This window comes from Pseudomonas sp. NFIX10, from assembly GCF_900111955.1.
Taxonomy (GTDB): Bacteria; Pseudomonadota; Gammaproteobacteria; order Pseudomonadales; family Pseudomonadaceae; genus Aquipseudomonas; species Aquipseudomonas fluorescens_AA.
Window position 1 is genome coordinate 62,456 of the sequence record NZ_FOKH01000022.1, and the last position, 24,393, is coordinate 86,848.

Below are 24,393 nucleotides of genomic sequence, written 5' to 3' on the forward strand. Positions count from 1 at the left end.
GAGCTGCCATGCTGAGTAGAACCGCCTCGGACCTGTACTGGATGTCGCGCTACCTGGAGCGGGCGGAAAACCTCGCGCGGATGCTCGACGTCAGCTATTCGTTGTCACTGATGCCCCAGGACGGGCGTGGCGACGGCCTGCACGAACTGGCCATGCCATTGCTGATCACTGGCACGCTGGACGATTACCGGGAGCGACACGGCGATCTGCACGCCGAGCGCTTGCTGCATTTCTTTGCCCTGGAAGCGGCCAACCCGGCCAGCATCTACAGCTGTCTCGGTTCCGCGCGAGCCAGTGCCCATGCGGTACGTGGCCGAATCACCGCCGACATGTGGGAAAACATCAACGCCACCTGGCTGGAAATTCGTGGTATCGGCCAGCAAGGCTTGAATCGCTACGGCATGAGCCGTTTCTGCGAGTGGATCAAGGAGCGCTCGCACCTGTTTCGTGGCGCGACCTACGGCACCATCATGCGTAACGACGCGTTCCGGTTCATTCGCCTGGGGACCTTTATCGAAAGGGCCGACAACACCCTGCGCTTGCTCGATGCCCGCTACGAAATGGCCGGTGACCAGGCCGACGCGGTCAGCGACGGCACGGCCCACGCCTACTACCAATGGAGCGCCTTGTTGCGAGCCTTGTCGTCCTTCGAGGCCTATACCGAGATCTACCGTGAGGCCCCGGGCGCTCGTCATGTGGCTGAGTTGCTGCTGTTGCGCGCCGACGTGCCGCGCTCGCTGCGTGCCTGTACCGAAGAAATCGACCAGATCCTCGCGAGCCTGCCGGGCACCAACGGTCGGCAGGCACAACGGCTGGCGGCGGAAATGGACGCACGCCTGCGCTACACCGGCATCAACGAAATCCTCGACGGGGGCCTGCATGCCTGGCTCACCGAATTCATCCCACTGGTCCGTGAACTGGGCAATACCATTCACAGTTCCTACCTGGAGGTCATATGAGACTCTCGATCAGCCACGAAACGGCCTACCACTATGACGATCAGGTTCGCGCCAGCATCCAGTACCTGCGCCTGACGCCCCACGACAGCGAACGCCAGCATGTGCTGAGCTGGCAGCTTGATTTGCCACGACCGGTGCGGGCGCAACTGGATCCGTTTGGCAACATCCTGCACGTGCTGACCCTGGATGAACCCCACGAAACGGTCATCATCGGCGCCCGCGGACAGGTGGATATCGATCCGTTGCGCGAAGCCGAACACGAGAGCCAGTCGGCGCTGCCATTCCTGCGCTTCACCCGGCTGACCGAGGCGGACGAGGCCCTCCGAAACTTCGCCGCGCAGCAATGCCAGCAGCGTCGCGACCGCACCGCGTTGATTGACCTGATGCATGGGTTGAACCAGCACATGATCTACACCCCTGGCACCACGGCAGTCGAGACCAGCGCAGCCCAGGCGTTCGCCGGTCGTAGCGGGGTGTGCCAGGACCATACCCATGCCTTCCTGGCCTGCGCTCGTAGCCTGGGTGTGCCGGCGCGGTATGTGTCGGGTTATCTGTTCAGCGAAGAGAGCGAGCACCTGGCGAGCCATGCCTGGGCAGAAGCCTGGCTGGACGACGCCTGGTACAGCTTCGACGTGACCAACCAACTGGCTCGCCCGGAGCGCCACCTGAAACTGGCCGTGGGCCTGGATTACCTGGACGCCTGCCCAGTGCGTGGCATGCGCCGCGGCGGTGGTGGCGAGCAGATGCATGCCAGGATGATCGAGACCCCCGGCGTCCCAGCGATCACTGTGCAAATCCAGTAACCACCTGGCGAACGAGCCTTTGTGGCGAGGGAGATCCCGCAGCCTCATCGCAGGCTGCGGGATCTCCTTCGCCACAAAAGCGATCTCATGGAGCCAGCGGCTGCTTGCGTCCCGCCATATGCTTCAAGTAACCCACCAGCAACTCCAGGTCCGAATCCGGCAACACCGCTGCCGAGAACCCAGGCATCTTGCCCTGGGGCCAGTGTCGCAGGCCTTGGGGGTCGCGAATGTAGCGCTTGAGGAAATCCCCGGAGAAGTATTCGGTGGGATTGAAAGGAATGTTCAGGTCAGGGCCGAACTGTGCGTCGCCAGCGCCATTGAGCCGATGACACGCCAGGCAGTTCTTCTGGAACAGTTCGAAACCTTTATTGATCGGGTCGTCCTTGGCCAGGTTGGGCGCTGGTAGCAGGGCCGGGAAGCGTTCAGCCACCGCCGACAGGCGCTTGATGTTCGCCACCGCATAGGGCCATTGTTCCGGGCTGATGCGGCCAGCCTGCGGGTCGGTCCAGACCAGATAGAAAGGCCCGGCACTGGACTTGCCTTCCCCCAGCGACGGCCACGGCTTGGCCGGGTCTTCGATCGCCAGCCAGGCCCGGGCCCCGCTCTTGTTGAGTAACGGCGCCGCGGGCATCTCGGCGGCGAAGCCGTCCAGGGCAACGGCCTGCAGGTGGTCGTCCGGCTGGATGCCCGTCAACAGTGACGTCATCGGCACGGCTCGATAACTCATGGGTTTCTTGTAGGAAACGTCCTCAGCAATCTCGACCGTTTGAGCGTCCGGATGCTTGAGCAGTTCTTCGGTTTGCCAGGTGCGCGTGCTCGCGCCCAACTCCAGCACCAGTTGCGCGGCATAAAGGGGCGTGCTGAGCAGCAACGCCCCGAACACAATGAGAGCTTTCAAGTCGATCGCCTTCCATGTCGAGGGGGAGGCCGCAAAGGTTGGCACAGCCATCGCAGCTCGAACAGTGAACCCATCACATTTTTTGGCGATACAACGTATTGGATGAAACAGGTGCCCCCGCGCAGGATTCAGCCAATCACCTTGGTGATATTCGGCAAAATCAACAGCAGCGTCGTGGCAAAGAGAATGAGTCCGGCTTGACGAACTTTCGAATGTTTGAACATGGCTGATCCGCCTTTTTTGTTATGTCCTGAAAACCAGCCTGCATATCCATGACAGCTGGCGTTGCACTTCCTGTTCCGACAAGTGCCTCGGCAAAACCCGACGACTGACTTGTACAAGGATTACATTAGGGGCCACGACCGCCTTGGCTTAGATCCAATTCGTATCAGCTTGGCACATATCGCTATTAAAACGGTATGAGGCCTAGTGCCACCTTCCTGCTGGCCCTTTTGCTAGACAGCTTGCCTTCCTGAATCGGTTAACCCGATAGCTCGCTACCGTTCGTCTGAGCGTGCCCGTCAACGCCATTGAGCGCTGTGGTCATTGAATCCGGCGCCGCTGGGCTTATGGTTGGAGGCGTCGCATTACCCCCGTGGTTTCGAGGATGTCATGACCCAAGCTTTGATTTTCGACGCATTACGCACGCCTCGTGGTAAAGGCAAGGCTGATGGCGCCCTGCACAGCGTCAAGCCGGTGAACCTGGTGGGCGGCCTGCTCAGTGCCTTGCGCCAGCGCATGGATTTGGACACCAGCCAGGTCGACGACATCGTGCTCGGTTGTGTGACACCAGTGGGCGAGCAAGGTGCCGATATCGCCAAGACCGCAGCGTTGGTGGCCAATTGGGATGTCAGCGTGGCGGGGGTGCAACTCAATCGTTTTTGCGCCTCGGGCCTGGAAGCGGTGAACCTGGCGGCGATGAAGGTGCGTTCCGGTTTCGAAGACCTGGTGGTGGCCGGCGGCGTCGAATCCATGTCCCGGGTGCCCATGGGCAGCGATGGCGGTGCATGGGCGCTGGACCCGCAATCCAACCTGCAGGGCCACTTCATTCCCCAGGGTATCGGCGCCGACCTGATCGCCACCCTGGAAGGCTTCAGCCGCGAGGACGTCGACCGCTACGCACTGCACTCCCAGCAAAAAGCGGCACGCGCCCGGGCCGACGGTTCGTTCGATAAATCCCTGGTCGCCGTGCGGGACCAGAATGGCATTGTGTTGCTGGACCACGACGAATTCATCCGCGCCGACTCCACCCTCGAAGGCCTGGGCAAGCTCAAGCCGAGTTTCGAAGCCATGGGGCAGATGGGGTTCGACGGCACGGCGCTACGGGTCTACAGCCATGTCGAACGCATCCATCATGTGCACACGCCGGGCAACAGTTCCGGCATCGTCGATGGCGCGGCGCTGATGTTGATCGGTTCCGAAGCCAAGGGGCGCGCCATGGGCCTGCAACCCCGAGCCCGGATCGTCGCCACGGCCGTCACCAGTACCGACCCGACCATCATGCTCACCGGCCCGGCGCCGGCCACCCGCAAGGCCCTGGCCAAGGCCGGGCTGCGGGTGGAGGACATCGACCTGTTCGAAGTCAACGAAGCCTTCGCCTCGGTGGTACTCAAGTTCATCCGGGACATGGCCATCGATCCCGCCAAGGTCAACGTCAACGGTGGCTCCATCGCCCTGGGGCATCCCTTGGGGGCCACCGGCTGCGCAATCCTTGGCACGTTGCTCGACGAGTTGGAGGCGCGTCGCCTGCGCTATGGCCTGGCGACCCTCTGTGTCGGCGGCGGCATGGGCATTGCCACCGTCATCGAACGCCTCTGAGCCCCTTCAAGGAACATTTTTCATGACCGCTGCCATCCGTTACGAAACCGGCCAGGACCGGATCGTCGTCCTGACCCTGGACATGCCGGGCCAGAGCGCCAACACCATGAATGCACGCTACCGCGAGGCCATGGCCGCTTGCGTTACCCGTTTGAAGGCTGAAAAGGACTCGATTGCCGGTGTGATCATCACTTCGGCCAAGCAGACGTTCTTCGCCGGTGGTGATCTCAATGAACTGGTCAAGGTCGGCAAGCCCGAGGCCAAGGCATTCTACGACATGGTCCTGCTGCTTAAAGCGCAACTGCGGGCCTTGGAGACCCTGGGCAAGCCCGTGGTGGCAGCCATCAATGGTGCGGCCCTCGGCGGTGGTTGGGAGATCTGCCTGGCTTGTCATCATCGCGTGGCGCTGGAGCAGCCATCGGTGCAGCTTGGCTTGCCGGAGGTCACTCTCGGGCTGCTGCCGGGGGGCGGTGGGGTGGTGCGGATGGTGCGCCTGCTCGGTTTGGAAAAGGCCCTGCCGTATCTGCTCGAAGGTAAGAAGGTCAATGCACAACAAGCGCTGCAGGCCGGATTGATCGACGAGCTGGCCAAGGATCGTGAGGAACTGCTGGCCAAGTCCCGGGCCTGGATTCTGGCCAACCCCAACGTCGTGCAACCCTGGGACGCAAAGGGCTATCGGCTCCCGGGCGGCACGCCGTCCGACCCGAAAGTCGCGCAAATGCTGGCAATCGCCCCCTCGATCCTGCGCAACAAGACCCAGGGCTGCCTGCCGGCACCGGAGAAAATCCTCTGCGCGGCGGTGGAGGGCGCCCAGGTGGATTTCGACACCGCGCACCTGATCGAAACCCGCTACTTTACCGAACTGACCACCGGCCAAGTGGCGAAGAACCTGATCGGCACCCTCTGGTTCCAGCTCAACGAGATCAAGGCCGGTGGCTCTCGCCCACAAGGTGTGGCGCCTTATCTGACAAAAAAAGTCGGTGTGCTCGGTGCAGGCATGATGGGGGCGGGAATCGCCTATGTCAGCGCCGTGGCCGGCATTGCCGTGGTCCTCAAGGACGTCGACCTGGCGGCAGCCGAGAAGGGCAAGGCCCGCTCGGCGGCGTTGCTGGATAAAAAGGTCGGCCGTGGTCAACTCACGGCCGAGCAGCGCGACGCCACGCTGGCGCGGATTCAAGCCACCGACAGCAATGCTGACCTGGCCGGTTGCGACTTGATCATCGAAGCGGTGTTTGAAGATCGCGCTCTGAAAGCCAGCGTGTCGACTGCGGCCCAGGCGGTGGCGGGCGACGACGCGGTGATCGCTTCCAACACCTCGACCTTGCCCATCACCGGCCTGGCCATGGCCGTGCCGGACCCGACGAAGTTCATCGGCCTGCACTTCTTCAGCCCGGTGGAAAAAATGCCCTTGGTGGAGATCATCAAGGGCGCGCGTACCAGTGACGCCACCCTGGCTCGGGGTTTCGATTTTGTCCTGCAGATCAACAAGACGCCGATTGTGGTCAACGACAGTCGCGGTTTCTTCACGTCGCGGGTGTTCGGTACCTTTACCAATGAGGGCATCGCCATGCTCGGCGAGGGCGTGAATGCACCGATGATCGAGACCGAAGCGCGCAAGGCCGGGATGCCGGTCGGGCCTCTGGCGATCTCTGACGAAGTTTCCCTCAGCCTGATGAGCCATATCCGCGCGCAAACCGCCAAGGACCTGCACGCAGAAGGGAAAACGCCGATTGAGCACCCGGCATTCGCCGTGATTGACTTGCTGCTCAACGAATACAAGCGACCGGGCAAGGCCGCCGGCGCCGGTTTTTATGAATACCCGGCCAACGGGCAGAAGTACCTGTGGCCGCAGCTGAAGAGCCGCTTCGAGCAAGCCGATGGGCAGATTTCGCCCCAGGATATCCGTGATCGCCTGCTGTTCATCCAGGCCTTGGAGACCGTGCGCTGCGTGGAGGAGGGGGTGCTGACGTCGACGGCCGATGCCAACATCGGCTCGATCTTTGGCATTGGTTTCGCGGCCTGGACCGGCGGTGCGTTGCAGTTCATCAACCAATATGGCCTGCAGGACTTTGTCGGTCGCGCCCAGTACCTGGCCGAGCAATACGGCGAGCGTTTCTCACCGCCGGCCTTGTTGCTGGAGAAAGCCGCCCGGCACGAACTGTTCTGACAGACACAGACCGGGGGGAAGGGGCTTGCCTTGGAACCGTGTTTCAGGGCAGGCTCTGGGGTGTGCAATATTCCCATCATCGTGTCAGGTATTTTTTATGTCGCTACGCATCTGCATTCTGGAAACCGATATCCTGCGTCCGGAACTGGTCGACCAATATCAGGGTTACGGGCAGATGTTCCAGCGCCTGTTTTCACAGCAGCCCATCGCGGCCGAATTCATCGTGTACAACGTGATGGAGGGGTATTACCCCAGCGATGATGAGCAGTTCGACGCTTATCTGGTGACGGGCAGCAAGGCTGACTCCTTCGGCACCGACCCTTGGATTCAAACCCTCAAGACCTACCTGCTGGAGCGCTACCAGCGGGGCGATAAATTGCTCGGTGTGTGCTTTGGCCATCAGCTGTTGGCGTTGTTGCTGGGCGGCAAGACCGAACGCGCCACCCAAGGCTGGGGCGTCGGCACCCATCGCTACAAACTCGCCGCCAAGGCGCCGTGGATGAGTCCGGTGATGGAAGAGCTGACCTTGCTGATCAGCCATCAGGACCAGGTCACCCAACTGCCCGAAAGCGCGACGGTCATCGCCTCCAGCGATTTCTGCCCGTTCGCTGCCTATCACATCAACGACCAGGTACTGTGCTTCCAGGGCCACCCGGAGTTCATCCACGATTATTCCCGGGCCTTGCTGGAGATTCGTCAGCAACACCTCGGCGAGCAGATCTACAGCCAGGGCATGGCGAGCCTGGCCCACGAGCATCACGGCACCACGGTGGCGGAGTGGATGATGCGTTTCGTCGCACACAAGCCGCAGGCCGAAACCACCCAAGGCTAACGATCACCCCTCTCCAATGTGGGAGCGAGCCTGCTCGCGATAGCGGTGGATCAGTTTGGCATTGATGGCGGATGTGCCGCTGTCATCGCGAGCAAGCTCGCTCCCACAGGGGATGAGCGGTGGGGAGCGAACCTGCTCGCGATGCAGGCCGCGCAGCTCCCCCAGGAGAACAGGCCTACAGCCAACCCGACCGCTTGAAACTCGCCCACAAAGCCGTACATCCAATCCCGATGAATCCGAGCACCAGGAAGTAGCCATAGTGCCAGGTCAACTCCGGCATGTTCTCGAAGTTCATCCCGTAGATCCCGGCCACCGCGGTGGGGAATGCCAGAATCGCCGCCCACGCTGCAAATTTTCGCTGCACCACGCTCTGGCGTGAGGCTTCCAGCAGCACCCCGACTTCAATGGTCTGGCTGGCAATGTCCGCCAGGGTGGCCAAGTCTTCCATTTGCCGCGTGACGTGGATCTGCACGTCGCGGAAGTACGGCCCCATGTTCTTGTCGATAAAGGGGAAGTCCAGCCGCTGCAGCTCCTCGCTAATCTCCACCATGGGCGCCGCGTAACGACGCAAGCGCAATACATCGCGGCGCAAGCTGTGCAGGTTCTGGATGTCTCGCTCATTCAGAGCGCTGCACAGCACGTTGCGCTCCAGCTCATCGATCTCGGCGTGAATGGCTTCACCCACCGGTAGGTAGTTTTCGATCACGAAATCGAGGATCGCGTAGAGCACGAAATCTTCGCCATGCTCCAGCAGAATAGGACGAGCCTCACAGCGCTGTCGGACGTGGGCGTAGGAGGCTGAATGACCGTTGCGAGCGGTGATGATGTAGCCCTTGCCGGCAAAGATATGGGTTTCGATAAACTGCAGCTTGCCGTCCTTGCGTATCGGCGAATACGTGACGATGAACAGCGCATCGCCAAAGGTCTCCAGCTTGGGCCGGCTGTGTTTCTCCATGGCGTCTTCGATGGCCAATTCGTGCAGGTTGAATTGACGCTGCAGGTTGGTCAGCTCCAGGGCGCTGGGCTCTTCGAGACCGATCCACACAAAATGACCAGGTTTGGCAGCCCAGGCACTGCCTTCGTCGAGGGTGATATTGGTGACTTTCTTACCGGCGCTGTAAACCGCAGCAGCAACGACTCTACCCATAATGGTGGTTCACTTCTTATTGGAAAATGGCAGTGGCAGGCAACGCTCAGCTTAGCGCGCCCTGTAGCCTGAGAGTCAGCAAAATCTGCGGAGTTCGGCGGCAAAAGAAAACCCGCCGAGGGGCGGGCTTTCCATTAAGCAGTTTGCAACTGCCGGTCCATTGCCGCGATGCATTCGCGCATCTGCTCACGGCATTGGGCGATGAGCCGGGGCATGTCATCCATGCTCAATCCGGCCGTAGGAATCGCCGGCAACGAGCGTATGAGGATGTCACCACTGCGCCAGCGATCGAGGCGCATGTGCTTGATGTAGCTGCTGGCGCACACCGGAATAATCGGGACGCCGGCGGCGATTGCCATCTGGAATGCGCCTTTCTTGAAAGGCAGCAGATCCTCGCCCAGATTCCGTGTGCCTTCCGGAAAGACCCAGATCGAGGTGTCCTCGTGTTGCAGCGTATGGGTGGTGGTTAGCATCGACCGTCGTGCCTTGATCGCGTTGCTACGGTCGATCAACACATTGCCCGCCAGCCAGAACAACTGCCCGAACAGCGGCACCCATTTCAGGCTCTTCTTGCCGATGCACACAGTGCGGCGCGGCACTACGTTGCCGAACATGAACAAGTCATAGTTGGATTGATGGTTGGCGATGATCACGCAGCCGTTGGGCTTATCCACTAGGGTGTCGACCTGCGCCCGGACCCGCAGGCGCAAGATGCACATGGCCGGCAAAGCGTACAGCCTTGCGCATAAACGGCTGTTGTCCGGATTGAACGGTCTGCACAGGCCCAGAATCACTCCGAGCACACCCGCCAGGACAAAGTGCAGGCCCATCAACAACATACGCAATACAAACAGCATCTACAGGCCCCATCGGGACAAAAGGTGGCGCAGTGTACGGATGTGCACTGTTTTCGGCAATTGCCCCTATAGAGGTAGGAAATGGACGATGTTTAAGCGCATGTTTCCACATTGCGTGACGGAAGCGGCCTAGAGCGGTTGCGGACTTTTAAACGGCGCGCGTAGGAAAAAGCCCCGCTCTAGGGGAGGGGGACATCTGTGACGAGGGCGCTTGCTCCCGCCGGGCTCGTAGGCGCTGACTCGCTCCGCTCGACAGCGCCTACAAGCGTCAGCCCATATGCTCCTGATCCAGCAAAATCGCAGTGTCCAGCGTCTCCAGCAGGGCCTTGCGAACTTTCAGCTTGGTGTTCTTGTGGGCGGACATGTTGATTTTCTTCAACTGACGCGCTGCTTCCAGGGCTGCGCCTTGCAGTTCCTCGGCCGAAACCACCTTGTCGAGGAAACCCGCATCCACAGCGCTCTGGGGATTGAACATCTCGGCATTGATCACCGAGCGGTGAAACGCCGACTTGCGCAGGCGATCACGCGCCAGCTCGATACCGGCGTGGTGCATGGTCATGCCGATCTGCACTTCGTTCAGGCCAATGCTGAACGGCCCCTCCACACCAATGCGGTAATCCGCCGACAACAGCAGGAACGCACCTTTGGCCACCGCATGCCCCGGGCAAGCGACAACGACAGGGAAGGGGTGCGACAACAGGCGACGGGCCAGCGTCGAGCCGGCCGTGACCAGGCTTACCGCTTCCTTGGGACCGGCGGTCATCACTTTCAAATCGTAGCCACCCGACAGAATTCCCGGTTGCCCGGTAATGATCACCACCGCCCGATCCGCCGTCGCCTGGTCCAGCGCAGCGTTGAACGCGGCAATCACATCCGGCGAGATGGCATTGACCTTGCCGTTGTTCAAGGTCAGGGTCGCGATACCGTCTTCGAGATGGTAAGCAATCAAGTCGCTCATGACGCTATTCCTTGTAAGAGAAGTGTCGCAGACGTTACCCACCGCCGCAGGCCAGGTAAAGCACCGTGACTGACTCACCGGTCAGCCCCAGGCCCCATAAACAGCCCGGCCCGCCCATCCCGCCAAGCCTCCATCTATAGAGCCTTGCCTGTACAGCCCCGAAGATTGGCCGGTTTGCCCTGCCCAGACGCGTTTGAAATGCTCAACCAAGCTTAACCGCATGAAAATTCTGAAAAAAACCTTTGCCATCGGAAAAGCTTTCGACTACATTAGCGCGCCTCGACAGACTGAACAGTTTTGCCGAGATACGGTGAAGTGTCCGAGTGGCTTAAGGAGCACGCCTGGAAAGTGTGTATACAGGAAACTGTATCGAGAGTTCGAATCTCTCCTTCACCGCCACATTCTGCAAACACAAGCCCCTGATTTTCCTAGAGAAAGTCGGGGGTTTGTGGTTTTTGGCGTCTGGAAAAGGGCGATATGGGAATGATATGGGAATGCGGGGAGCTCCGTTGACCTTGCGAGCTTTCTCGATGGGTCTCTTCTAGACCATTCGTCTCTCTCATTGTTAAGTCGCAGAATCATCCATGCACTGCCTATTTGATAGGTATCGCATCAACAAGGCTCGTGAATTTTTCACAGACCACTGTCTTGGCCACATACCTGATCTGATCGCAATCCATCAGAAGATTGAGCAAGTTTGAAGTTGTAAAGCGGTGTGCTCTCAGGTAACTGTTTCAGTCGTGTAACACTGCGGACTGCTCTTATTTGCTAAGTGCTTTTATGCCGTCTATACCCATCACTACCACGCATCTCTGGAAGGGATGGCTTCACCATGAAACGAGCAATCATCGCCATTTTTCTCGTGAGCATTTTGGGCTTACCTGCAAGTGAATCTGTCGCTGGAAAGCGGCAGGTTATTGCTGGTTGCTGGGGAGCTGGAGCGGTCAATCAATGGTTGATGCAACAGTGCAGTGGGTTATTTGTGCCCACGGCAGTGTTCGAGTCATGCATGACCGGAGGCGATTGTTTTGATGAGCCGGGTATCCGGGCGATGCCTTCTCTATCTCCAACGCTCCCGCTTGGAGCTCCATTCTGCGGCACGATGGGTTTGCCGTTTTGCCCTCTGCCTAGTCCATGCGGGTTCCCCAATACAATTCCTTGTCCTCCACCGCCTGGTTATCCTCCTGCGCCATTCTTCGTAGCACTAGGTTGTGGGGCGCCGTCATTCCCAGCATGCGCATTCCCACAACGCTGCGGAGGTCCGACCACGTTGGCGTGCTCACCTCTGTCGGGGCCGATACCCGCACCGCCAATATCTGTACGATTGCCACGGGGGGAGATTAACGGTTTCGGCTGGAAGCCAAACGTGCAAATTGCGTTACCAGTGTCAAGCGGGGCTAGTGGACAGTTTGACGCAACAATCGCCATGGCAAGACCTCCTATTCCGAACTTGGAGGTTGCCGAAGAGTGCCGTAATGAAGCCGCAGATGAAGACGAAATGTACCAGTGTCTAGTGAACCGAGCTTTGCCCCGTGCTTACCGTACGACGGCAGAGTGTATGGATCTACACCAGGACGATTCTGGGGCTGCAACAGTTTGCAGTATCGGAAAACCTGACCTAGAAGCCGCATACAAAAAAATGAAAAAAATACAGGAGTGCAGTAAGCAATATGACACTAAGGACGACATAGCGTTATGTGCCGGCAAGGAGTTTTTAGGCAAAAATGAGCTCTATTACGCAAAGTGCTTGAAAAAAAATAAAACCGATTTTGGAGCTGCTGCGGCCTGCGGTTTGGCTAAGGACCTCACGCCGGAACAGCAGATTGCAGTGTCCTGTGCTGTTAAAACGGGGGGTGTCCCAAAACTATTCCTAATCTGTGCGGGTGGGCAACTACTAGCCAGAGAGGTAGATAAGTGCTGGGAGTACGGTATAGCAACTGCAGACGGATGTTTTGGCCCGAACAATGACATTCGCAAATTCGTCGATAATATTGATGGAACGATGAGGACAGCGCTTGGTGAGAATAGTGAGGTATACAAAGCCTTCAAGCTATACAAGGACAACGTATTAATGCCAGGGCCTAACCATGAAATGGTGAAGGCGTTTAATACTGCACTTGGGGATATGCGAAACGGTCTTGGAGAAAACAATGACCTTGTTAAAGCCGGTAAGGCGATCAGTAGAGTTATTCCTTCAGTGACGATTTCTATGCCTAAGTTTTGATCGCTTTGAGCCGAGTCTTTGTGTGTCCGGTCGCTGTCATGATGCTTTAGACATCCGCTACGGGTTGAGTAGCAAATTTCATCGCTCACGTCGCTCAGGATTTCGGCCCCAAACTCCCTGAGTGATAGGCTATAGATTCAGCGCATGTTGCAGCATCCCGATGACGTCCGGGCCGTCCTCGTTGATCCAGGTCCCGTAATGCTGGCGGATCATGTTCCCATTGGTATGCCCCATCTGCTCGGCTATCCAGTCGATGGAGGCCACGCCCGTGGTCAGCAACTGGCTAGCGTAGGTATGCCGACATTGCCCCGGCCCGCGATATCGAACCGCGGCTGCGTTCAAGTGAGCCTTAAAAAACCGATCCCGCACCACGAAGTCACTGACGTGTGGCAGGCCGCTTTTGCTATTCAGGAAGACGAAGTGCAGTTTGTGTTGCCGCACTGTCTTGTTATCCCGCTCAACGATATCGACCATCTCCGCTTTCTTGTCCTGGTTGATCGCGTCAATCTTGCGCAGTGCATCCCATGCCGGCTCCAGTAGCCGTACCTTTCGCGTCGAGCGCCGGGTTTTCGTCACCCGGTACGCTCCCCGTACCTTGGATCGGCGGAAGGTCACTGTCCCTTGGTCAAGATCGACATCTTCCCAGGCCAGGGCAATTGTTTCAGACACTCGTGGCCCCGCCCATATCATGAATTGCACCATCAGCAGCTCTTGTATGCGCTTGGTCGGCGTTTCGAGGATCTGTTTGATTTCCGCCCTGGTGAACGGGTCCGGGGCTTCAGGATCGGGCAGGCGGACGAACAGCCCTTCAGTCGGATCGTGAGCGACCTTCTTGCGGGTGCGATACAGCCTGAAGACCTGGCGAACATTGCTAATGATGTCGCGGATGGTCTTGTTTTTAAGTCTCTTCGATAGCGTGTCCTGCACCCATTCTTGCAAATCCAGATGATCGATCTGGTCGATCTGTACCTTGCCCCAACGCGGCCGGACATGCACCTCTGCCTTGTTGGCATATCCCCGGTACGACGTGGCCGCAACGCTATTGCTCTTGATTTTCAGCCAAAGATCCAAGTAATGGCCGAACGTGTTTTCGACCAGTTTGGACGAGTTGGGAAAGTGCCGGCTGTAGTTGAAGGTGCCGGCCTGTATCTCGTATTCGATGATGTTTACCAGGCGCGCCGCATGCTCCCGGTTTGCCGCCGTATTGCCGCCGGGCACAAGCTCCCGGCACAACTCGCCATTAAAACGAAAATAGACCCGTACCGAATTTCCGCGGGCCTCTACGCCATTTGCCATGTGCGTCTCCATGCAATGTATGAATAACCCCCACTAGAACCCGGTGGGAGGGAAGGCCGTCCCTGGCCTTCTGTGCTGCGTTGTTTTTCAACTGAGCGCTTTCGATCAGTCCTGACGGAGTAACCAGAACAAGCTGGCACCTCTTTTGGGCCTCGAAGCTTTTCCTGACAGAGCTTCTTCGGCCCGACGTCGCTCGTTAATGGCCTGTCGGGTCTTACTGCACTTGTAGTGGTTGCCGTGGGCGCGGTATTTCCCGCATTGGTCGCAGAACCCCGTCAGGTCGAGATTCCAAGGAAAGGATTTGCCATTGTTCATCGCGCCAACTCCTTGAAACCGACGCTTCGGGAGTCATGAAATACAGCGATACCGCCTGCCGTGGTTCGGGCGACGTAGGAAAGGTCATCATCGGGTTTCAGCGCGTTCGTGCTAGTCTCCCCGGCGCTGCTGCTTAGGTTCCGTGCTTGCATGGTGCTGCTCCTTAGTGGTGGTCGGTGTCGGGGAGTTGGCTCTCCTCGACACCATCTTTCAGGCCTTGGCCTGGTATTGCGTGATGATCGCTACGACTTCGTTCCAGTCTTCATGCCCATCGATTCCGCAACTCCTCCCAAATCGCATCGCCATTCTCGAAGTACCGATGCACCTCTCGTTCGGTCGTGTTATCGAGCCGCAAGACGGTGATGCAGTCATCGAAAAGAGCCGCATCGAGCCGACGCAGTTCGGTCATGTCGAAGGGGTAGTCCTGGCCGTTGTAAAGCCCGAGCAAGAATCGGCCTATGACGCCACTCTGTCCCGAGTGACCTTGAGCGACAGGCATCAATCGGTGTAGCGCCTTAATACCTGCCAGGCGAATAGCAGGAAGAGCTCTCTCGTATCGAAAAATTTCGTCAAACGCTTCTATGACTCGATCTGGTGACATGGCGTTGCTCCTTTGATGTTGTCCAGGCGTTGCCCGCCTGGTGGTGGTTACAAGCGGTGTTGCTTAGGCGTTCTGGAAGGTCCAGCAACGCACGGTGGTGGATTTCCTAGCCATCGTGTTATTGGCTGCCTGGGCCGCTCGGACGGCGCTGTAAGTGGCCTTGTTCACCTCAAGCAGCTTGCGGCTGCGGCTATTGACCAACAGCGTGCGCAGGGTCTTGAGATCCGCGAGGTTCTGTCGGTGATCGCTGGCTTTTTCGGCGAAGTCGTTGAGGTTGATGGCGATGAGTTTAGGGTCGACGCTGTGATTGACCTGCGGCCCTTCGCCGAGGCTTTCCAGGTACTCGTAAACGTCCCAAAATTCGGCAACCAAAGGATGGTCAGCGCTGATCGCCGCCTGACGTTCCAGGGCCATGCTGGTGAGGGCTTGATGGGTAGTGACACGCTGGTTTTCATCCAGCGGACAAATCAAACAAAGGCAGTCCACCAGCGCCATGATCTGGCTATGGTTCTTGATGATCCGCTCCACACGGATCTCCTTCAGTTGGCGCAGACGCTGTTCATGTACCGCCACGCGCCCGGCAAACTTCGCCATGACCTGGGCTTCGGCCCGCACAGCCATCAGCAGGAAGTGGCTGAGCTGTTCCACCGGGATCAAGTTCAGGTTATCCGCGGCGGCACGGCTCTCGGTGGTCACCGCAGGGCGAGCAAAGTGAGTTTTGATAATCCGGGTCAAGATCGCCTCCGACGCGCTGACGTCGGCGTTCTGGCTGATGGCGACGACACCTCGAAACGGTGGCTCGTAGGTTTCGTTACCACTGGTTTTCATCCCCCGAGTGCCGAGGGTGCCGCCGCCAAAGAAGTCTTTCAGCTCGTCCCAGTCAAAGCCCTTGGCATGCGCCTTGTCCGGCTCGTTGCGGTCGCCCTCGATCAACACCACCGGCATGTTGGAAACTTGGCCCATGGCCCGCTGGCGGCCTGCACGTGTTGATTTCGAAGGGTCGAAACCTTCGTGTTCTCGGCCCAGGAGCTTCCAGAGAAAAGTCAGCAGCGTTGTCTTGCCGGCACCGGCCTCGCCCGTCACTTCCAGAAAGGGAAACGACTTGTACTGTGCGCGAATCTGTTCGGCGAACAACGAGCCAAACCAGAACGCCAGTGCAACGATTCCCTTGGCGCCGAAACATGTCCAAAGCATGGGCAACCAGTCGTTGCGGTACTGCTTGGCGTCACGCTGGATATGCATCGCAATCGACTTCTGCAGCGTCTTGAGTCGCAGCTTGTCGAACTCAAAAAAGTCTTCTTTGTTGACCTGGCTGACGATGCCATTGCGCACGGCAATGTCGCCGAACACATAGGCCCCATGCTCCTTGCTGTAGCCCACATAATCGATGGTCGCTACAGTTTTCAGCCCATAGAGCTGGTCCTTCATGATCTTGTCGAGTTGCTGCCCGCTGCCCGTGAACACCGCGCCGGCAGCCATGCTGAGCAGGCGCTTCTTGAATTCGCTGGCGGCGGCGACCTGACCGCCCGTGAAGGTGTTTTTTACGCTGCCGCCGTCGTGCGGAAAGTCCACGCGGAAGTAGTACCAGGACTCGTCAGTTACTTCGTTGCGCTGGAAGTACAGCGCCTGAGGGTAGCAGTTGGCGATTTCGACAACACCACCACATTGGCGCAGTGCCTTGTCACGACGTTGCTTATCGTTAAGCAACTGGTCTTCGTGGCGCTCCGAAGACTCCAACGCCTGCATGGCCTTGTTGAACTTCTCCAGGTCCATCTTGAACCAGTACAGCCGGCTCTCGAACTCGAAGTGAAACTCATAGCGCTCGCGCCATTCGTACATCAGCACGCCTTTCTCGGTCGCGCTTTCGGCGATCAGAAGCGAGCCGTGATAGCGGGCGGTAGCCAAGTCTCTTTTAATTTGCTCGGTGCGCTGGGGCTCGTCATCTATAAAGGCCCAGCGTTGATGCAGGTCATTCCAATCGACCTTGCGGCTGTCAGGCTGAGGGATTTGCGCTGCTTCACATTCATAGCCCAGGGCGCGGGCCTGTCGTACCCATTGTCTGGTGTATTTATGTGCACCTGGCTCGTTGTCCAGGGCCCAGACCAACTTGGGCAACTTGCCGCCGCGCAGTCGTGCCAGCTCTCTCAACGATTCTTCGGGAAACGCGTTGGACGACATAGACGACACCGCTGCAATGCCGTTATGCACCAGAGCGACAGCGTCGAAGATCCCCTCGACAATCCACAGCTCGGCGACGTCCAGCAACTCGACGCAAGGCGGACACCACCAAACGCCGCGAGGACTATCGCCAGGCTTGAACCGAGCTTTCATCTTGCCGAAGCGATGCGGGCGATCGATCAACCGTTCCCAATACCCCCCTTTATCCAGAGCGAAGCGGACCGTAGTGCTGCCTTCGTTCAGCTCTCGGCAATAGTAGGACTCTTGGCTAAACCAGCCCTGAATCAGCTCAAGCCGAAACCCACGGGCAAACTCCAGATAGGCTCGAGCTGTGGCGGTGGGATATTGATCGCAAGAGGGCGCTCGCCGGCTCCAGTCATCGAACAGATCCTCATACAATTCCTTAACGTGCCAGCGCTTCGCACATTTGCTTTCGCGTCCGCAAATGATCAGCCACGGTTTTGAAACCTGGGTATAAAGCTCTTTTTGTCCACAAGCTGGGCACTTGCCGCCGCGCCAATAGACGTCGCTGTGCCGCGCCTTGAATCCATAATCGTCCTTGAGCCGTTGAAGCACTTCAGCCCGTAGCGTTTCTGACTGTTCCATGTCGCACCAACTGATGGGCAATACAAACCCAGCCCTACGGTCGAGTAGGGTTGAGTCAATGATTAAGGTTTAGAGCGAAGTAGGGTGGTCGAGGCCGGACGCCGCGTGATGCTCAGTCCAGGCTAACTGCACCAGTTTCATCGCAATGCCGGACGGCACCTCAAGTGCAACGATCAGATGGCGGATACAGTTTTTGAACAACTGATCTCCATCGGTAAGATGTTCTGCTTGGTGGCGAGCCAGATAGGCAAGGGCGGCCTGTTGCATGCTGCTGCGGTAATCAAGCGAAATAGGCTGGGTATCGTTCATTCAGTCCGCTCCATCCTTGAGTGGGGGTAATAGTTCGAGTTGAGCGACGTTCGTTGTCATCGCCTCACGACGTAGCGCAACATCTGCCAAAGGCAACTTGACCGACGGGTTGGCCATCCCGCTGGGGCTCATCTCGTGTGTCATTTCAAACTCGGCGCGAACAGACCAACCGCAAGCCTCGTTAGTGCATTGCAAGTAAGCAATGCGAAGAAAAATATGTGTGCCCTCACTGGTGCGGATGCGCATCCGTGATTGGCAATGGGGGCAGACCAATTTGTAAGTGCTCACGGCGGCGTCCTTGCGCGGGGGCTGATGAAGTGATGATTGTCGGCACAATGCCGAACTTGATACCCAATAACACCGCAGCCCGATGGGCTTCGCCGCGGCGTCCTTTCTTCCGACCATTCAGCAGGTCGCTGACCAGGTTGCTGTTCAGCGAGTTCTGACGAGAGAACTCCGCGATGCTGATACCTTTTCGATCAAGCACCGCTCGGGCTTGCTCGGGTGTGAGAGGGGCGGGCATAGTGTCCATTCGTGGGCATCCGTGTTGATTTGGTGCAATTATGCCCAAAGATTTGTGCCTGTGAAGGGTGAAAGTTTGAAAAGTTGTGCATCTGAAAATGACATGGACGTTGGCGTGGGTGAACGCTTGCGTGAAGAACGGACGCGGCTGGGGCTCAACCAGGAGGCCTTCGCGCAACTGGGTGGCATCACCCGCAATACCCAGGGCAGCTATGAAAAAGGCGAGCGAAACCCTGATTCCGTCTACCTTACGGCGGTACTCAAGGCCGGCGTCGATGTGCAGTACGTCTTAACTGGAAGGCGGACGCAACCTGCGCTCGAAGGCTTGAACGAGGCCGAAGAAGTGCTGCTGCACCAGTTCAGAACGCTGTCTGACTATGACCAAAAAGCTGTGCATCGCATCATCAGTGCGATGGCTGTAGCTCCCGGCCTTTCCCGTCCCGAGAAATAACTAGTCGTATTTAAACGATTAGTTACGATGGATTTCGGTTTTGATTTCCCACACGGCTAAGTAACGTTGCGCACGCAATGCACTTAATGGAGTAGTGGGCATGTTGGATCAGGATGAGAAAAAGAACATTGGCGTGGAGAAGAGCGACCGCGAAAATTCTGAGCTGACACGAGATGAGTGGAATCTTCTTACATGGTACAGGGAGTTGTCTGATACAGATCGGGGTTATATAAGGCACGTTGCAAGGACGCTTGCGTGCGCTCCATGATCTCAAATATCGCAGGGGCCTGAGAAAGGTTGTAATTTAGCTGATGAGTTTGTTGTAGTTGAAGCTGGCAAGGTAGAGGATCTCGGCTGGGCAGAGACCCTCTACCTACGGCTATGCGGCATCCTAGTGCCGCTCAAAAATCACCGTGCTTCTCCAAGACGGACGTTACGGAGCTTTGACGTTATTTCAGGTGCGCTTTTCCCCGGGTAGTGTTGATCAATCACTGCATCGAACTGGATCATGGAGCCTACTGCTGCCAGTTGAATGATCTGCTCGGTAGATAGATCAGGATTGGCCTTCACGAAAGCCAGTGCCATATCGTACTGAATTCCAATTGCTACATGGCCATTGGTCATCCTCGGTTGTTCAACATCTTGTTTTTTCTGCCCATAGGGTTTTCTCTGTAGAGGCAGTTTTGGCCGTCTCACGAAAAAGCCGCGCAATGCGCGGCTTTCAAGATGGTGGGCCCACACGGACTCGAAGCGTGGACCAAAGGATTATGAGCCCAACTACAGGTCTAAAACCCATTGGACCTTATCGCACTAGCCTCTTTTTAAAGGAGTATTTGGGAGAGATTTGACCTGTGTTTACGTCAAGTGTGGACGTTTTTGACGGGTTGTAACCATCAGCTCAAAGCCATCCACAAAGGGTTGGGGTACGTCATTCTCGAATAAATGCAACGTCCTTTGAAATCTCAATCAATTGAATTTTTCCAACTTTCAACTCCTTTATGCACCCGATTACATACTTGGAATTAACATTTCCTAGTAAGTAGCAAGGTTCATTTTTGTATTGCTCTCCTATCGCTTTGGGGAATCTTATTTCGGTTTTTGATATTGAGGTCGCCCAAAGTTTTCCTAGGTAGGTTGGTGTGATATATAAGGCGCACGTGGCTCCGATTAAAAAACCGACAAGAGCTGCTTTGCTGATTTTTTTGTTTATTGTGATTTCGAAGGCGGCGTGCGCTATTAAAATCCCGGAAGCCAGATAGAGGATGTATGAAAGAAATTTCGAAAATCTATAGCTGTTGTACCAGTGTTCATTCCAGCCATCTTGAGGGATGAATTTAAAATAAACTAAGCTTGTGATTATTAGTATGAATGTAATTAGTTTGATGGCTACCATCGTTCTAGAGGAGAAGATATAAGCGCTGGCTGCTGCGGCCACGCCGACCATTGCCATTGGTTCCAGTCCAGCACGTATAATGTCTTGCGTCACCAAAAAGTCAATGACCCAAGTAGCATTGATGGCATCATACATGGCAATCAGCTTAACGAAGCCAGCTATATAGGCGAATGCAGAAAGACCGACAATGGAACTACCAAATTTGCTCAGCCCTTCTAGGAGGTTGCCCGGCGCCGGAGGGGCGTTTAGCTTGTTCATGAAAGCTCCAAGAAAGAGCGCTGGCCGTCGTTGACCAGCGCGATATAACTATACGTTACCTATCCATTCGACTCCATAGACTTTGAAGCGTTTCAGCTCTCCTCTCCCTGTCAGAATTCTAGAGGCATTTAATGAGATTTTTCCATCCAGCCCTCTATTTCGGTCATGGCTGGATTTAGTAAGAAATTCTTTTTCCACAGGGCTGACATCATCATCTAGGTCGAATGGAATAGTTCTATTTAGGTCGTCTACGAATATCCGGCCGTAACCGCTTAATATATTGTATTTGGTAACGTTGCCCACAATTCCTTCTTCAGCCTCACCCTCATCACGTATAGAAACGTAGGCCATAGTAGTGTGGTCTAATCTGATAATTTCTCCAACTCTAGGGCGTGAGATCGATATTTCCATGTCAACAGCATTCTGAATCGGGCGGTGTAAAGAGGCCATTGGGGATTCCAAAGCAACTCCTATCTCCCCTATGAGTGGTTCGACACGGTCCTCTAGACGTTTCACAAACGGTGTCTCTGGTTCGTATTCTCCACCTATAGCTTCAGCCCATGTCCATTTTAGGAAGTCCCAAAAAGCTGGGACAATCACACTGGCACCAATGAACTGTACCACCGGGTCAGTGAAGACAATCGTAACCAGCTCTTCAAAGCTCCCGTTCTTTGGAGGGTGTAAAAAAACTTTGGCGCCTTTTACCCGTTCCGCTCTTTTTCGAATTTGTCCTTCATTTAAAAAGGCATGGGTAGTCACAGAGAGGGCACGTGCTAGTCCGAGGGTTGAAACGCTGGCGTCATAAATATCGAGCAGTCCTTGATCGGCGCTCGCGCCACTGTACGAAATTTTAAAATTGAGTTCTTTCACATGTACCTCGCATCCCTGAGTTTTGGCGGTGCGAAAGCAGTGGCCTTTCGCCATTCCTACTCTAGCTGCAAAAAACGAAAAGCCCAGCCTACATAAGCGTTTTTTTGAGTATTTCGAGGAATCTCTGGTTTCTTATTGACGAAGGATTTTTGGACGGTTACTGGACGGAAATAGCGGAATCACCGTGTTTTAACACCGTTATGTAGGTCTCAGTAGGGTAGCCACCGGTACGTTGAGTTTGGTCAATACCCGTGTTTCAGACGTTCGACGTATCGAGCTGTCGCCACGGTAAGCAAGGGAGCCGCAAGGGCCCTGGCGCTTCACAGGCGCTTAAAGAATTGGTTTTATGAACATTGATCTACCGAGCATTACCGGACAGCAGGCTTTCGTGTTCGAGGCGGCAACGAAGGGGGGCGTGGCGCAGCTCCAAGCCAACCTGAAGGCACCGAGACTGCTAGGGCAAACCGAGGTGCACGAAAGCCAGTACTCGAGTACCCATCTGCTGACCGAGCAGGAGGGGTGGGAGCCACCGTACCGGGATCTGATCGGCGCATATTTCCGGCATTTTCAGGCACTTTTTTTGGCCTATAACACCGATGCCAAGTTGGCGACGCTGTTGGGGCTGTCATCGGATCGTCGGGTGAGGGCTTTCAAAGATGGCAGCAAGGCGCCGTCCTATGGGGGTTGGCGGCGCTTCCTCGTGCTGACGGGCCGTGTACAGGAAATTATTCCCGTGCTGGCATTTATGGCTTAGAGGCTAGAGTAAATGCCCCAATCGTCGGAGTGACGACCCAGTATCAAAGCACCAGCAGCACTCGTCCTGGCTGCCATGAGGCGGCCGCCGGTTAAGCTGTGCAAAGAGTTAAGAAGTTTCAGGTAGAGCCTGCAAAGGGGGCTGTGGTCGCAATGACCACACCCTAGTCTTAGGTATCCATGAAGTTCATCAGTGTGGGAGCAACGTATTACCGGAGCGGCAGCATTAACGTGATAGGCGAAAGCCCAGGGCACGGTATAAACCCAGCATATTTGGCATAGAAGTCTGATAGCCGCTCATTAAGCGGATGCACGATCATGGCGGTAGAACCAATGGTGGCGGACGCCGTGATCGCCCGCTCGATCGCATCCTGCAGCAGGTCAATCGCAAAGCCTTGGCCTTGAGCCGCTAACGTAATCCCCATCCGACCCAACAGTGTTACGGGATGCACGCTTGGCGAATTGCGTTGATGGCTCTTTGGGACAACGTTTTCCCGGGCGATCGATCCGCTGGATAGGGTGTAGTACCCCATCACGACAGGCGTATCCTTGCGGCAGACCACATAGACCACGGCCTGTTTTGCCGCCTGAGCTTTGCGGGCTTGCCTTTGAAGGTAATCGTTGATCGACGCCACGCCAGAATCGAATTCATCCAGGATGTGTTCGTCGTTCAGCTTTTCGGGAGCTCTCAGCTCCACCGTTTGGGCCTTTCGAGAAGTTGATGTAGGCACTCGTTACCTCGAATCGGGTTGGCTTCCATTGCCTGTTCAAATGCGTCAAATGCAACGTCGTCGAGAAGGAACAGACGCTTATCCAGAATGACTTCCTCTGCTTTCTGACAAGCAGCTTCCAGGATAAAGCTGGTTCGATCACGACCGGACATAGCAGCTGCCAGATCGATCAGGTTCCGTTTTTTTTCGTCCGCTCTCATGTTGATGGGAACGGGTTTTGACCTTTCAACACTTTCAATATTTACGGACATGTGATTTCCGCCTTGGATACGTCTCAGTACTGCGCTTAATATGATCTCTCGTTCGAAAGATCTAACATTCAAATTGAAGCCGTGATTCGGCTCCAAATGAATGCTACACCGTTGTATAGCTATTGTCTACACGTGTGTATCGATTGGCTATACGCTCTGTCTCCCTAACAACCCCCGTCCAACCCACTCCGCCACCTGCGTAACAACGGCATTTCCGGCACTGAAAGCCTCCGCAAGGTTGGCCGCATCCAGTCCGAGGCAAAACCCATCATCTTCAGCCGCTCGCTGCCGCTCAGCCATCTGATCCCATCCGTTCGCGTGAGCGACGAAAGTGGTACAGCCCAAAGCGATTTGGGATCCGGCCTTGTTTGCCAATAGAGTATTGGCAGCCCAGGCATCCGCGGGGCGTGGCCAGCGGATCGAGCGAGACGCTGGAGGTATTGCGTCCACTGGCGCGGCGTCAGCCAGGAACTCGAAGGGGGGCATGCGTCGATAACCTGCGACCAGGAATATTCGACGACGTTGCTGGGGGACTCCGAAATATTGAGCATTAAGCACTCGCCAAAATCCCACATACCCGCAGTCCGCAAGGGCCCGGATGACTGTCTCAAAGTCATGGCTATCGTTGACAGCGAGCAGGTTAACGACGTTCTCAAGGACCACCCAGCCAGGTTGTATCTCTTTGAGGATACGTATGACTTCCCAGAACAGGCCGCTGCGTTCGCCGCGCAGGCCTCGGGTGTCTTGGTTGCTCTCCCGACATCCGGCGATGCTGATGTCCTGGCAGGGAAAGCCAGCGGTGAGGACGTCGACAGGGGAGAGGTTATGGGCGCCGCACTGGCGCACGTCTTCGAACTGGCGTGCATGGGGAAATCGATCGGCAAGCACAGCCCGGTTGATGGGGTTGAGTTCAACTTGCCAGGCGCTGCGGTATCCCGCGTTTTCAAATCCGACATCAAAGCCTCCTATGCCTGCGAACAGGCTGCCAAGGGTGGGTTGCTGCATTCATGAACTCGTTGTTCTGGATGCTCGCGGCACGCTTGGGGGAGGCTCTGGGCCTTCAGGTGGTTGAGTGTCCGGCAACGCGGGCACTTGATCTGTAATTCCTGGAAGCCGCTGGCAGCGGCGAGTTTGCGGCAGCAGTGGCCGCAACGTATGTCTTGCATGAGGTCGTCCTTGAGCATTGTCCTTAACGT

General features: G+C 56.7%; 24 protein-coding genes, 1 tRNA gene and 1 pseudogene. 9 read left to right on the forward strand and 17 right to left on the reverse strand.

Going from position 1 to position 24,393, the window contains the following annotated elements; all coding sequences use genetic code 11:
- The first annotated feature begins 8 nt into the window (after positions 1–8).
- On the forward strand, positions 9–959 hold the full coding sequence (locus BM321_RS19780) for an alpha-E domain-containing protein (protein WP_092204677.1): 951 nt from the start codon (positions 9–11) through the stop codon (positions 957–959).
- Positions 956–1,762 (forward strand): transglutaminase family protein, encoded by an 807-nt coding sequence (locus BM321_RS19785; protein ID WP_092444149.1) that lies wholly within the window; start codon positions 956–958, stop codon positions 1,760–1,762. The genes BM321_RS19780 and BM321_RS19785 overlap by 4 nt, the downstream gene beginning before the upstream one ends.
- Before the next feature lie 85 nt (positions 1,763–1,847).
- Here BM321_RS19785 and BM321_RS19790 read toward each other — a convergent pair whose 3' ends face one another.
- Entirely contained in the window at positions 1,848–2,660 is an 813-nt protein-coding gene (locus BM321_RS19790) for a c-type cytochrome (protein WP_092444150.1), read from the reverse strand.
- 612 nt (positions 2,661–3,272) lie between these two features.
- On the opposite strand from BM321_RS19790, the gene BM321_RS19795 reads away from it, so the two are divergent.
- From BM321_RS19795 to BM321_RS19805, 3 genes are all read left to right on the forward strand, one after another.
- Positions 3,273–4,478 carry an acetyl-CoA C-acetyltransferase gene (locus BM321_RS19795; RefSeq protein ID WP_092332525.1) on the forward strand — a complete coding sequence of 402 codons (1,206 nt, stop codon included), beginning with the start codon at positions 3,273–3,275 and terminating at the stop codon, positions 4,476–4,478.
- 22 nt (positions 4,479–4,500) lie between these two features.
- Positions 4,501–6,645: a 3-hydroxyacyl-CoA dehydrogenase NAD-binding domain-containing protein gene (locus tag BM321_RS19800; RefSeq protein ID WP_092444152.1), complete on the forward strand. Its 2,145-nt coding sequence runs from the start codon at positions 4,501–4,503 to the stop codon at positions 6,643–6,645.
- 97 nt (positions 6,646–6,742) lie between these two features.
- Positions 6,743–7,477, forward strand: a complete 735-nt coding sequence (locus BM321_RS19805) for an amidotransferase (protein WP_092332421.1) — start codon at positions 6,743–6,745, stop codon at positions 7,475–7,477.
- Positions 7,478–7,652: 175 nt separating this feature from the next.
- On the opposite strand, the gene BM321_RS19815 is transcribed toward BM321_RS19805, so the two are convergent.
- The 3 genes from BM321_RS19815 to BM321_RS19825 all read right to left on the reverse strand — a co-directional run bounded on the left by BM321_RS19815 (position 7,653) and on the right by BM321_RS19825 (position 10,439).
- Positions 7,653–8,624, reverse strand: coding sequence for a magnesium and cobalt transport protein CorA (locus tag BM321_RS19815; protein WP_092332423.1), 972 nt, complete (start codon positions 8,622–8,624; stop codon positions 7,653–7,655).
- Between the two features lie 134 nt (positions 8,625–8,758).
- Positions 8,759–9,481, reverse strand: a complete 723-nt coding sequence (locus BM321_RS19820; protein ID WP_092444155.1) for a 1-acylglycerol-3-phosphate O-acyltransferase — start codon at positions 9,479–9,481, stop codon at positions 8,759–8,761.
- A gap of 268 nt (positions 9,482–9,749) precedes the next feature.
- Positions 9,750–10,439, reverse strand: coding sequence for a crotonase/enoyl-CoA hydratase family protein (locus BM321_RS19825; protein WP_060741273.1), 690 nt, complete (start codon positions 10,437–10,439; stop codon positions 9,750–9,752).
- Between the two features lie 309 nt (positions 10,440–10,748).
- On the opposite strand from BM321_RS19825, the gene BM321_RS19830 reads away from it, so the two are divergent.
- Positions 10,749–10,838, forward strand: a tRNA-Ser gene (locus tag BM321_RS19830).
- Between the two features lie 1,159 nt (positions 10,839–11,997).
- Positions 11,998–12,663: a hypothetical protein gene (locus BM321_RS19835; RefSeq protein WP_139230516.1), complete on the forward strand. Its 666-nt coding sequence runs from the start codon at positions 11,998–12,000 to the stop codon at positions 12,661–12,663.
- 129 nt (positions 12,664–12,792) lie between these two features.
- Here the strand turns inward: BM321_RS19835 and BM321_RS19840 are convergent, their stop codons facing one another.
- The 6 genes and pseudogenes from BM321_RS19840 to BM321_RS31030 all read right to left on the reverse strand — a co-directional run.
- The gene (locus tag BM321_RS19840) at positions 12,793–13,959 is read right to left on the reverse strand and encodes an Arm DNA-binding domain-containing protein (protein ID WP_092444158.1); all 1,167 of its coding nucleotides are present in this window, start codon (positions 13,957–13,959) and stop codon (positions 12,793–12,795) included.
- A gap of 577 nt (positions 13,960–14,536) precedes the next feature.
- Positions 14,537–14,875, reverse strand: a complete 339-nt coding sequence (locus BM321_RS19850) for a DUF7673 family protein (protein ID WP_092444160.1) — start codon at positions 14,873–14,875, stop codon at positions 14,537–14,539.
- Positions 14,876–14,938: 63 nt separating this feature from the next.
- Complete coding sequence (locus BM321_RS19855) at positions 14,939–17,659, reverse strand: toprim domain-containing protein (protein ID WP_175534948.1); 2,721 nt, start codon at positions 17,657–17,659, stop codon at positions 14,939–14,941.
- Between the two features lie 69 nt (positions 17,660–17,728).
- A complete protein-coding gene (locus tag BM321_RS19860) occupies positions 17,729–17,968 on the reverse strand; it encodes a hypothetical protein (protein WP_092444162.1) in 240 nt (79 codons plus the stop codon).
- The gene (locus tag BM321_RS19865; RefSeq protein ID WP_092147229.1) at positions 17,969–18,256 is read right to left on the reverse strand and encodes an Ogr/Delta-like zinc finger protein; all 288 of its coding nucleotides are present in this window, start codon (positions 18,254–18,256) and stop codon (positions 17,969–17,971) included.
- Between the two features lie 43 nt (positions 18,257–18,299).
- A pseudogene (locus BM321_RS31030) lies at positions 18,300–18,491 on the reverse strand (DNA-binding protein); the annotation flags it as partial.
- Positions 18,492–18,605: 114 nt separating this feature from the next.
- Here BM321_RS31030 and BM321_RS19875 point away from each other — a divergent pair.
- On the forward strand, positions 18,606–18,941 hold the full coding sequence (locus tag BM321_RS19875; protein ID WP_256575017.1) for a helix-turn-helix domain-containing protein: 336 nt from the start codon (positions 18,606–18,608) through the stop codon (positions 18,939–18,941).
- A gap of 408 nt (positions 18,942–19,349) precedes the next feature.
- Here the strand turns inward: BM321_RS19875 and BM321_RS30570 are convergent, their stop codons facing one another.
- The 3 genes from BM321_RS30570 to BM321_RS19890 all read right to left on the reverse strand — a co-directional run bounded on the left by BM321_RS30570 (position 19,350) and on the right by BM321_RS19890 (position 21,462).
- Positions 19,350–19,682 carry a hypothetical protein gene (locus tag BM321_RS30570; RefSeq protein WP_175534949.1) on the reverse strand — a complete coding sequence of 111 codons (333 nt, stop codon included), beginning with the start codon at positions 19,680–19,682 and terminating at the stop codon, positions 19,350–19,352.
- 187 nt (positions 19,683–19,869) lie between these two features.
- Positions 19,870–20,592: a hypothetical protein gene (locus tag BM321_RS19885; protein WP_092444168.1), complete on the reverse strand. Its 723-nt coding sequence runs from the start codon at positions 20,590–20,592 to the stop codon at positions 19,870–19,872.
- A gap of 48 nt (positions 20,593–20,640) precedes the next feature.
- A complete protein-coding gene (locus BM321_RS19890) occupies positions 20,641–21,462 on the reverse strand; it encodes a DUF7946 domain-containing protein (protein WP_139230517.1) in 822 nt (273 codons plus the stop codon).
- A 346-nt stretch (positions 21,463–21,808) separates the two neighbouring features.
- Between BM321_RS19890 and BM321_RS19895 the strand changes: the two genes are divergently transcribed.
- The gene (locus tag BM321_RS19895; protein ID WP_092444172.1) at positions 21,809–22,216 is read left to right on the forward strand and encodes a hypothetical protein; all 408 of its coding nucleotides are present in this window, start codon (positions 21,809–21,811) and stop codon (positions 22,214–22,216) included.
- A gap of 208 nt (positions 22,217–22,424) precedes the next feature.
- Here BM321_RS19895 and BM321_RS19900 read toward each other — a convergent pair whose 3' ends face one another.
- The 4 genes from BM321_RS19900 to BM321_RS19915 form a co-directional block, all read right to left on the reverse strand.
- On the reverse strand, positions 22,425–22,913 hold the full coding sequence (locus BM321_RS19900) for a hypothetical protein (protein ID WP_092444174.1): 489 nt from the start codon (positions 22,911–22,913) through the stop codon (positions 22,425–22,427).
- Entirely contained in the window at positions 22,904–23,197 is a 294-nt protein-coding gene (locus BM321_RS19905; protein WP_092444176.1) for a type II toxin-antitoxin system TacA family antitoxin, read from the reverse strand. Before BM321_RS19905 ends, BM321_RS19900 begins: the two co-directional genes overlap by 10 nt.
- Before the next feature lie 147 nt (positions 23,198–23,344).
- Complete coding sequence (locus BM321_RS19910) at positions 23,345–24,202, reverse strand: DNA cytosine methyltransferase (protein WP_092444178.1); 858 nt, start codon at positions 24,200–24,202, stop codon at positions 23,345–23,347.
- Entirely contained in the window at positions 24,163–24,381 is a 219-nt protein-coding gene (locus BM321_RS19915; RefSeq protein WP_310650581.1) for a Com family DNA-binding transcriptional regulator, read from the reverse strand. Before BM321_RS19915 ends, BM321_RS19910 begins: the two co-directional genes overlap by 40 nt.
- Positions 24,382–24,393 lie beyond the last annotated feature (12 nt).

Bases quoted from the DNA above. Each gene is read 5' to 3' on its own strand.
- BM321_RS19805 (WP_092332421.1), top strand. From the start codon at position 6,743: ATGTCGCTACGCATCTGCATTCTGGAAACCGATATCCTGCGTCCGGAA.
- BM321_RS19850 (WP_092444160.1), bottom strand. From the start codon at position 14,875: ATGTCACCAGATCGAGTCATAGAAGCGTTTGACGAAATTTTTCGATAC.
- BM321_RS19885 (WP_092444168.1), bottom strand. From the start codon at position 20,592: ATGAACAAGCTAAACGCCCCTCCGGCGCCGGGCAACCTCCTAGAAGGG.
- BM321_RS19780 (WP_092204677.1), top strand. From the start codon at position 9: ATGCTGAGTAGAACCGCCTCGGACCTGTACTGGATGTCGCGCTACCTG.
- BM321_RS19855 (WP_175534948.1), bottom strand. From the start codon at position 17,659: ATGGAACAGTCAGAAACGCTACGGGCTGAAGTGCTTCAACGGCTCAAG.
- BM321_RS19835 (WP_139230516.1), top strand. From the start codon at position 11,998: ATGGATCTACACCAGGACGATTCTGGGGCTGCAACAGTTTGCAGTATC.
- BM321_RS19905 (WP_092444176.1), bottom strand. From the start codon at position 23,197: ATGTCCGTAAATATTGAAAGTGTTGAAAGGTCAAAACCCGTTCCCATC.
- BM321_RS19800 (WP_092444152.1), top strand. From the start codon at position 4,501: ATGACCGCTGCCATCCGTTACGAAACCGGCCAGGACCGGATCGTCGTC.
- BM321_RS19895 (WP_092444172.1), top strand. From the start codon at position 21,809: ATGAACATTGATCTACCGAGCATTACCGGACAGCAGGCTTTCGTGTTC.
- BM321_RS19825 (WP_060741273.1), bottom strand. From the start codon at position 10,439: ATGAGCGACTTGATTGCTTACCATCTCGAAGACGGTATCGCGACCCTG.
- BM321_RS19785 (WP_092444149.1), top strand. From the start codon at position 956: ATGAGACTCTCGATCAGCCACGAAACGGCCTACCACTATGACGATCAG.
- BM321_RS19815 (WP_092332423.1), bottom strand. From the start codon at position 8,624: ATGGGTAGAGTCGTTGCTGCTGCGGTTTACAGCGCCGGTAAGAAAGTC.
- BM321_RS19860 (WP_092444162.1), bottom strand. From the start codon at position 17,968: ATGAACGATACCCAGCCTATTTCGCTTGATTACCGCAGCAGCATGCAA.
- BM321_RS19795 (WP_092332525.1), top strand. From the start codon at position 3,273: ATGACCCAAGCTTTGATTTTCGACGCATTACGCACGCCTCGTGGTAAA.
- BM321_RS19840 (WP_092444158.1), bottom strand. From the start codon at position 13,959: ATGGCAAATGGCGTAGAGGCCCGCGGAAATTCGGTACGGGTCTATTTT.
- BM321_RS19820 (WP_092444155.1), bottom strand. From the start codon at position 9,481: ATGCTGTTTGTATTGCGTATGTTGTTGATGGGCCTGCACTTTGTCCTG.
- BM321_RS19910 (WP_092444178.1), bottom strand. From the start codon at position 24,202: ATGCAGCAACCCACCCTTGGCAGCCTGTTCGCAGGCATAGGAGGCTTT.
- BM321_RS19915 (WP_310650581.1), bottom strand. From the start codon at position 24,381: ATGCTCAAGGACGACCTCATGCAAGACATACGTTGCGGCCACTGCTGC.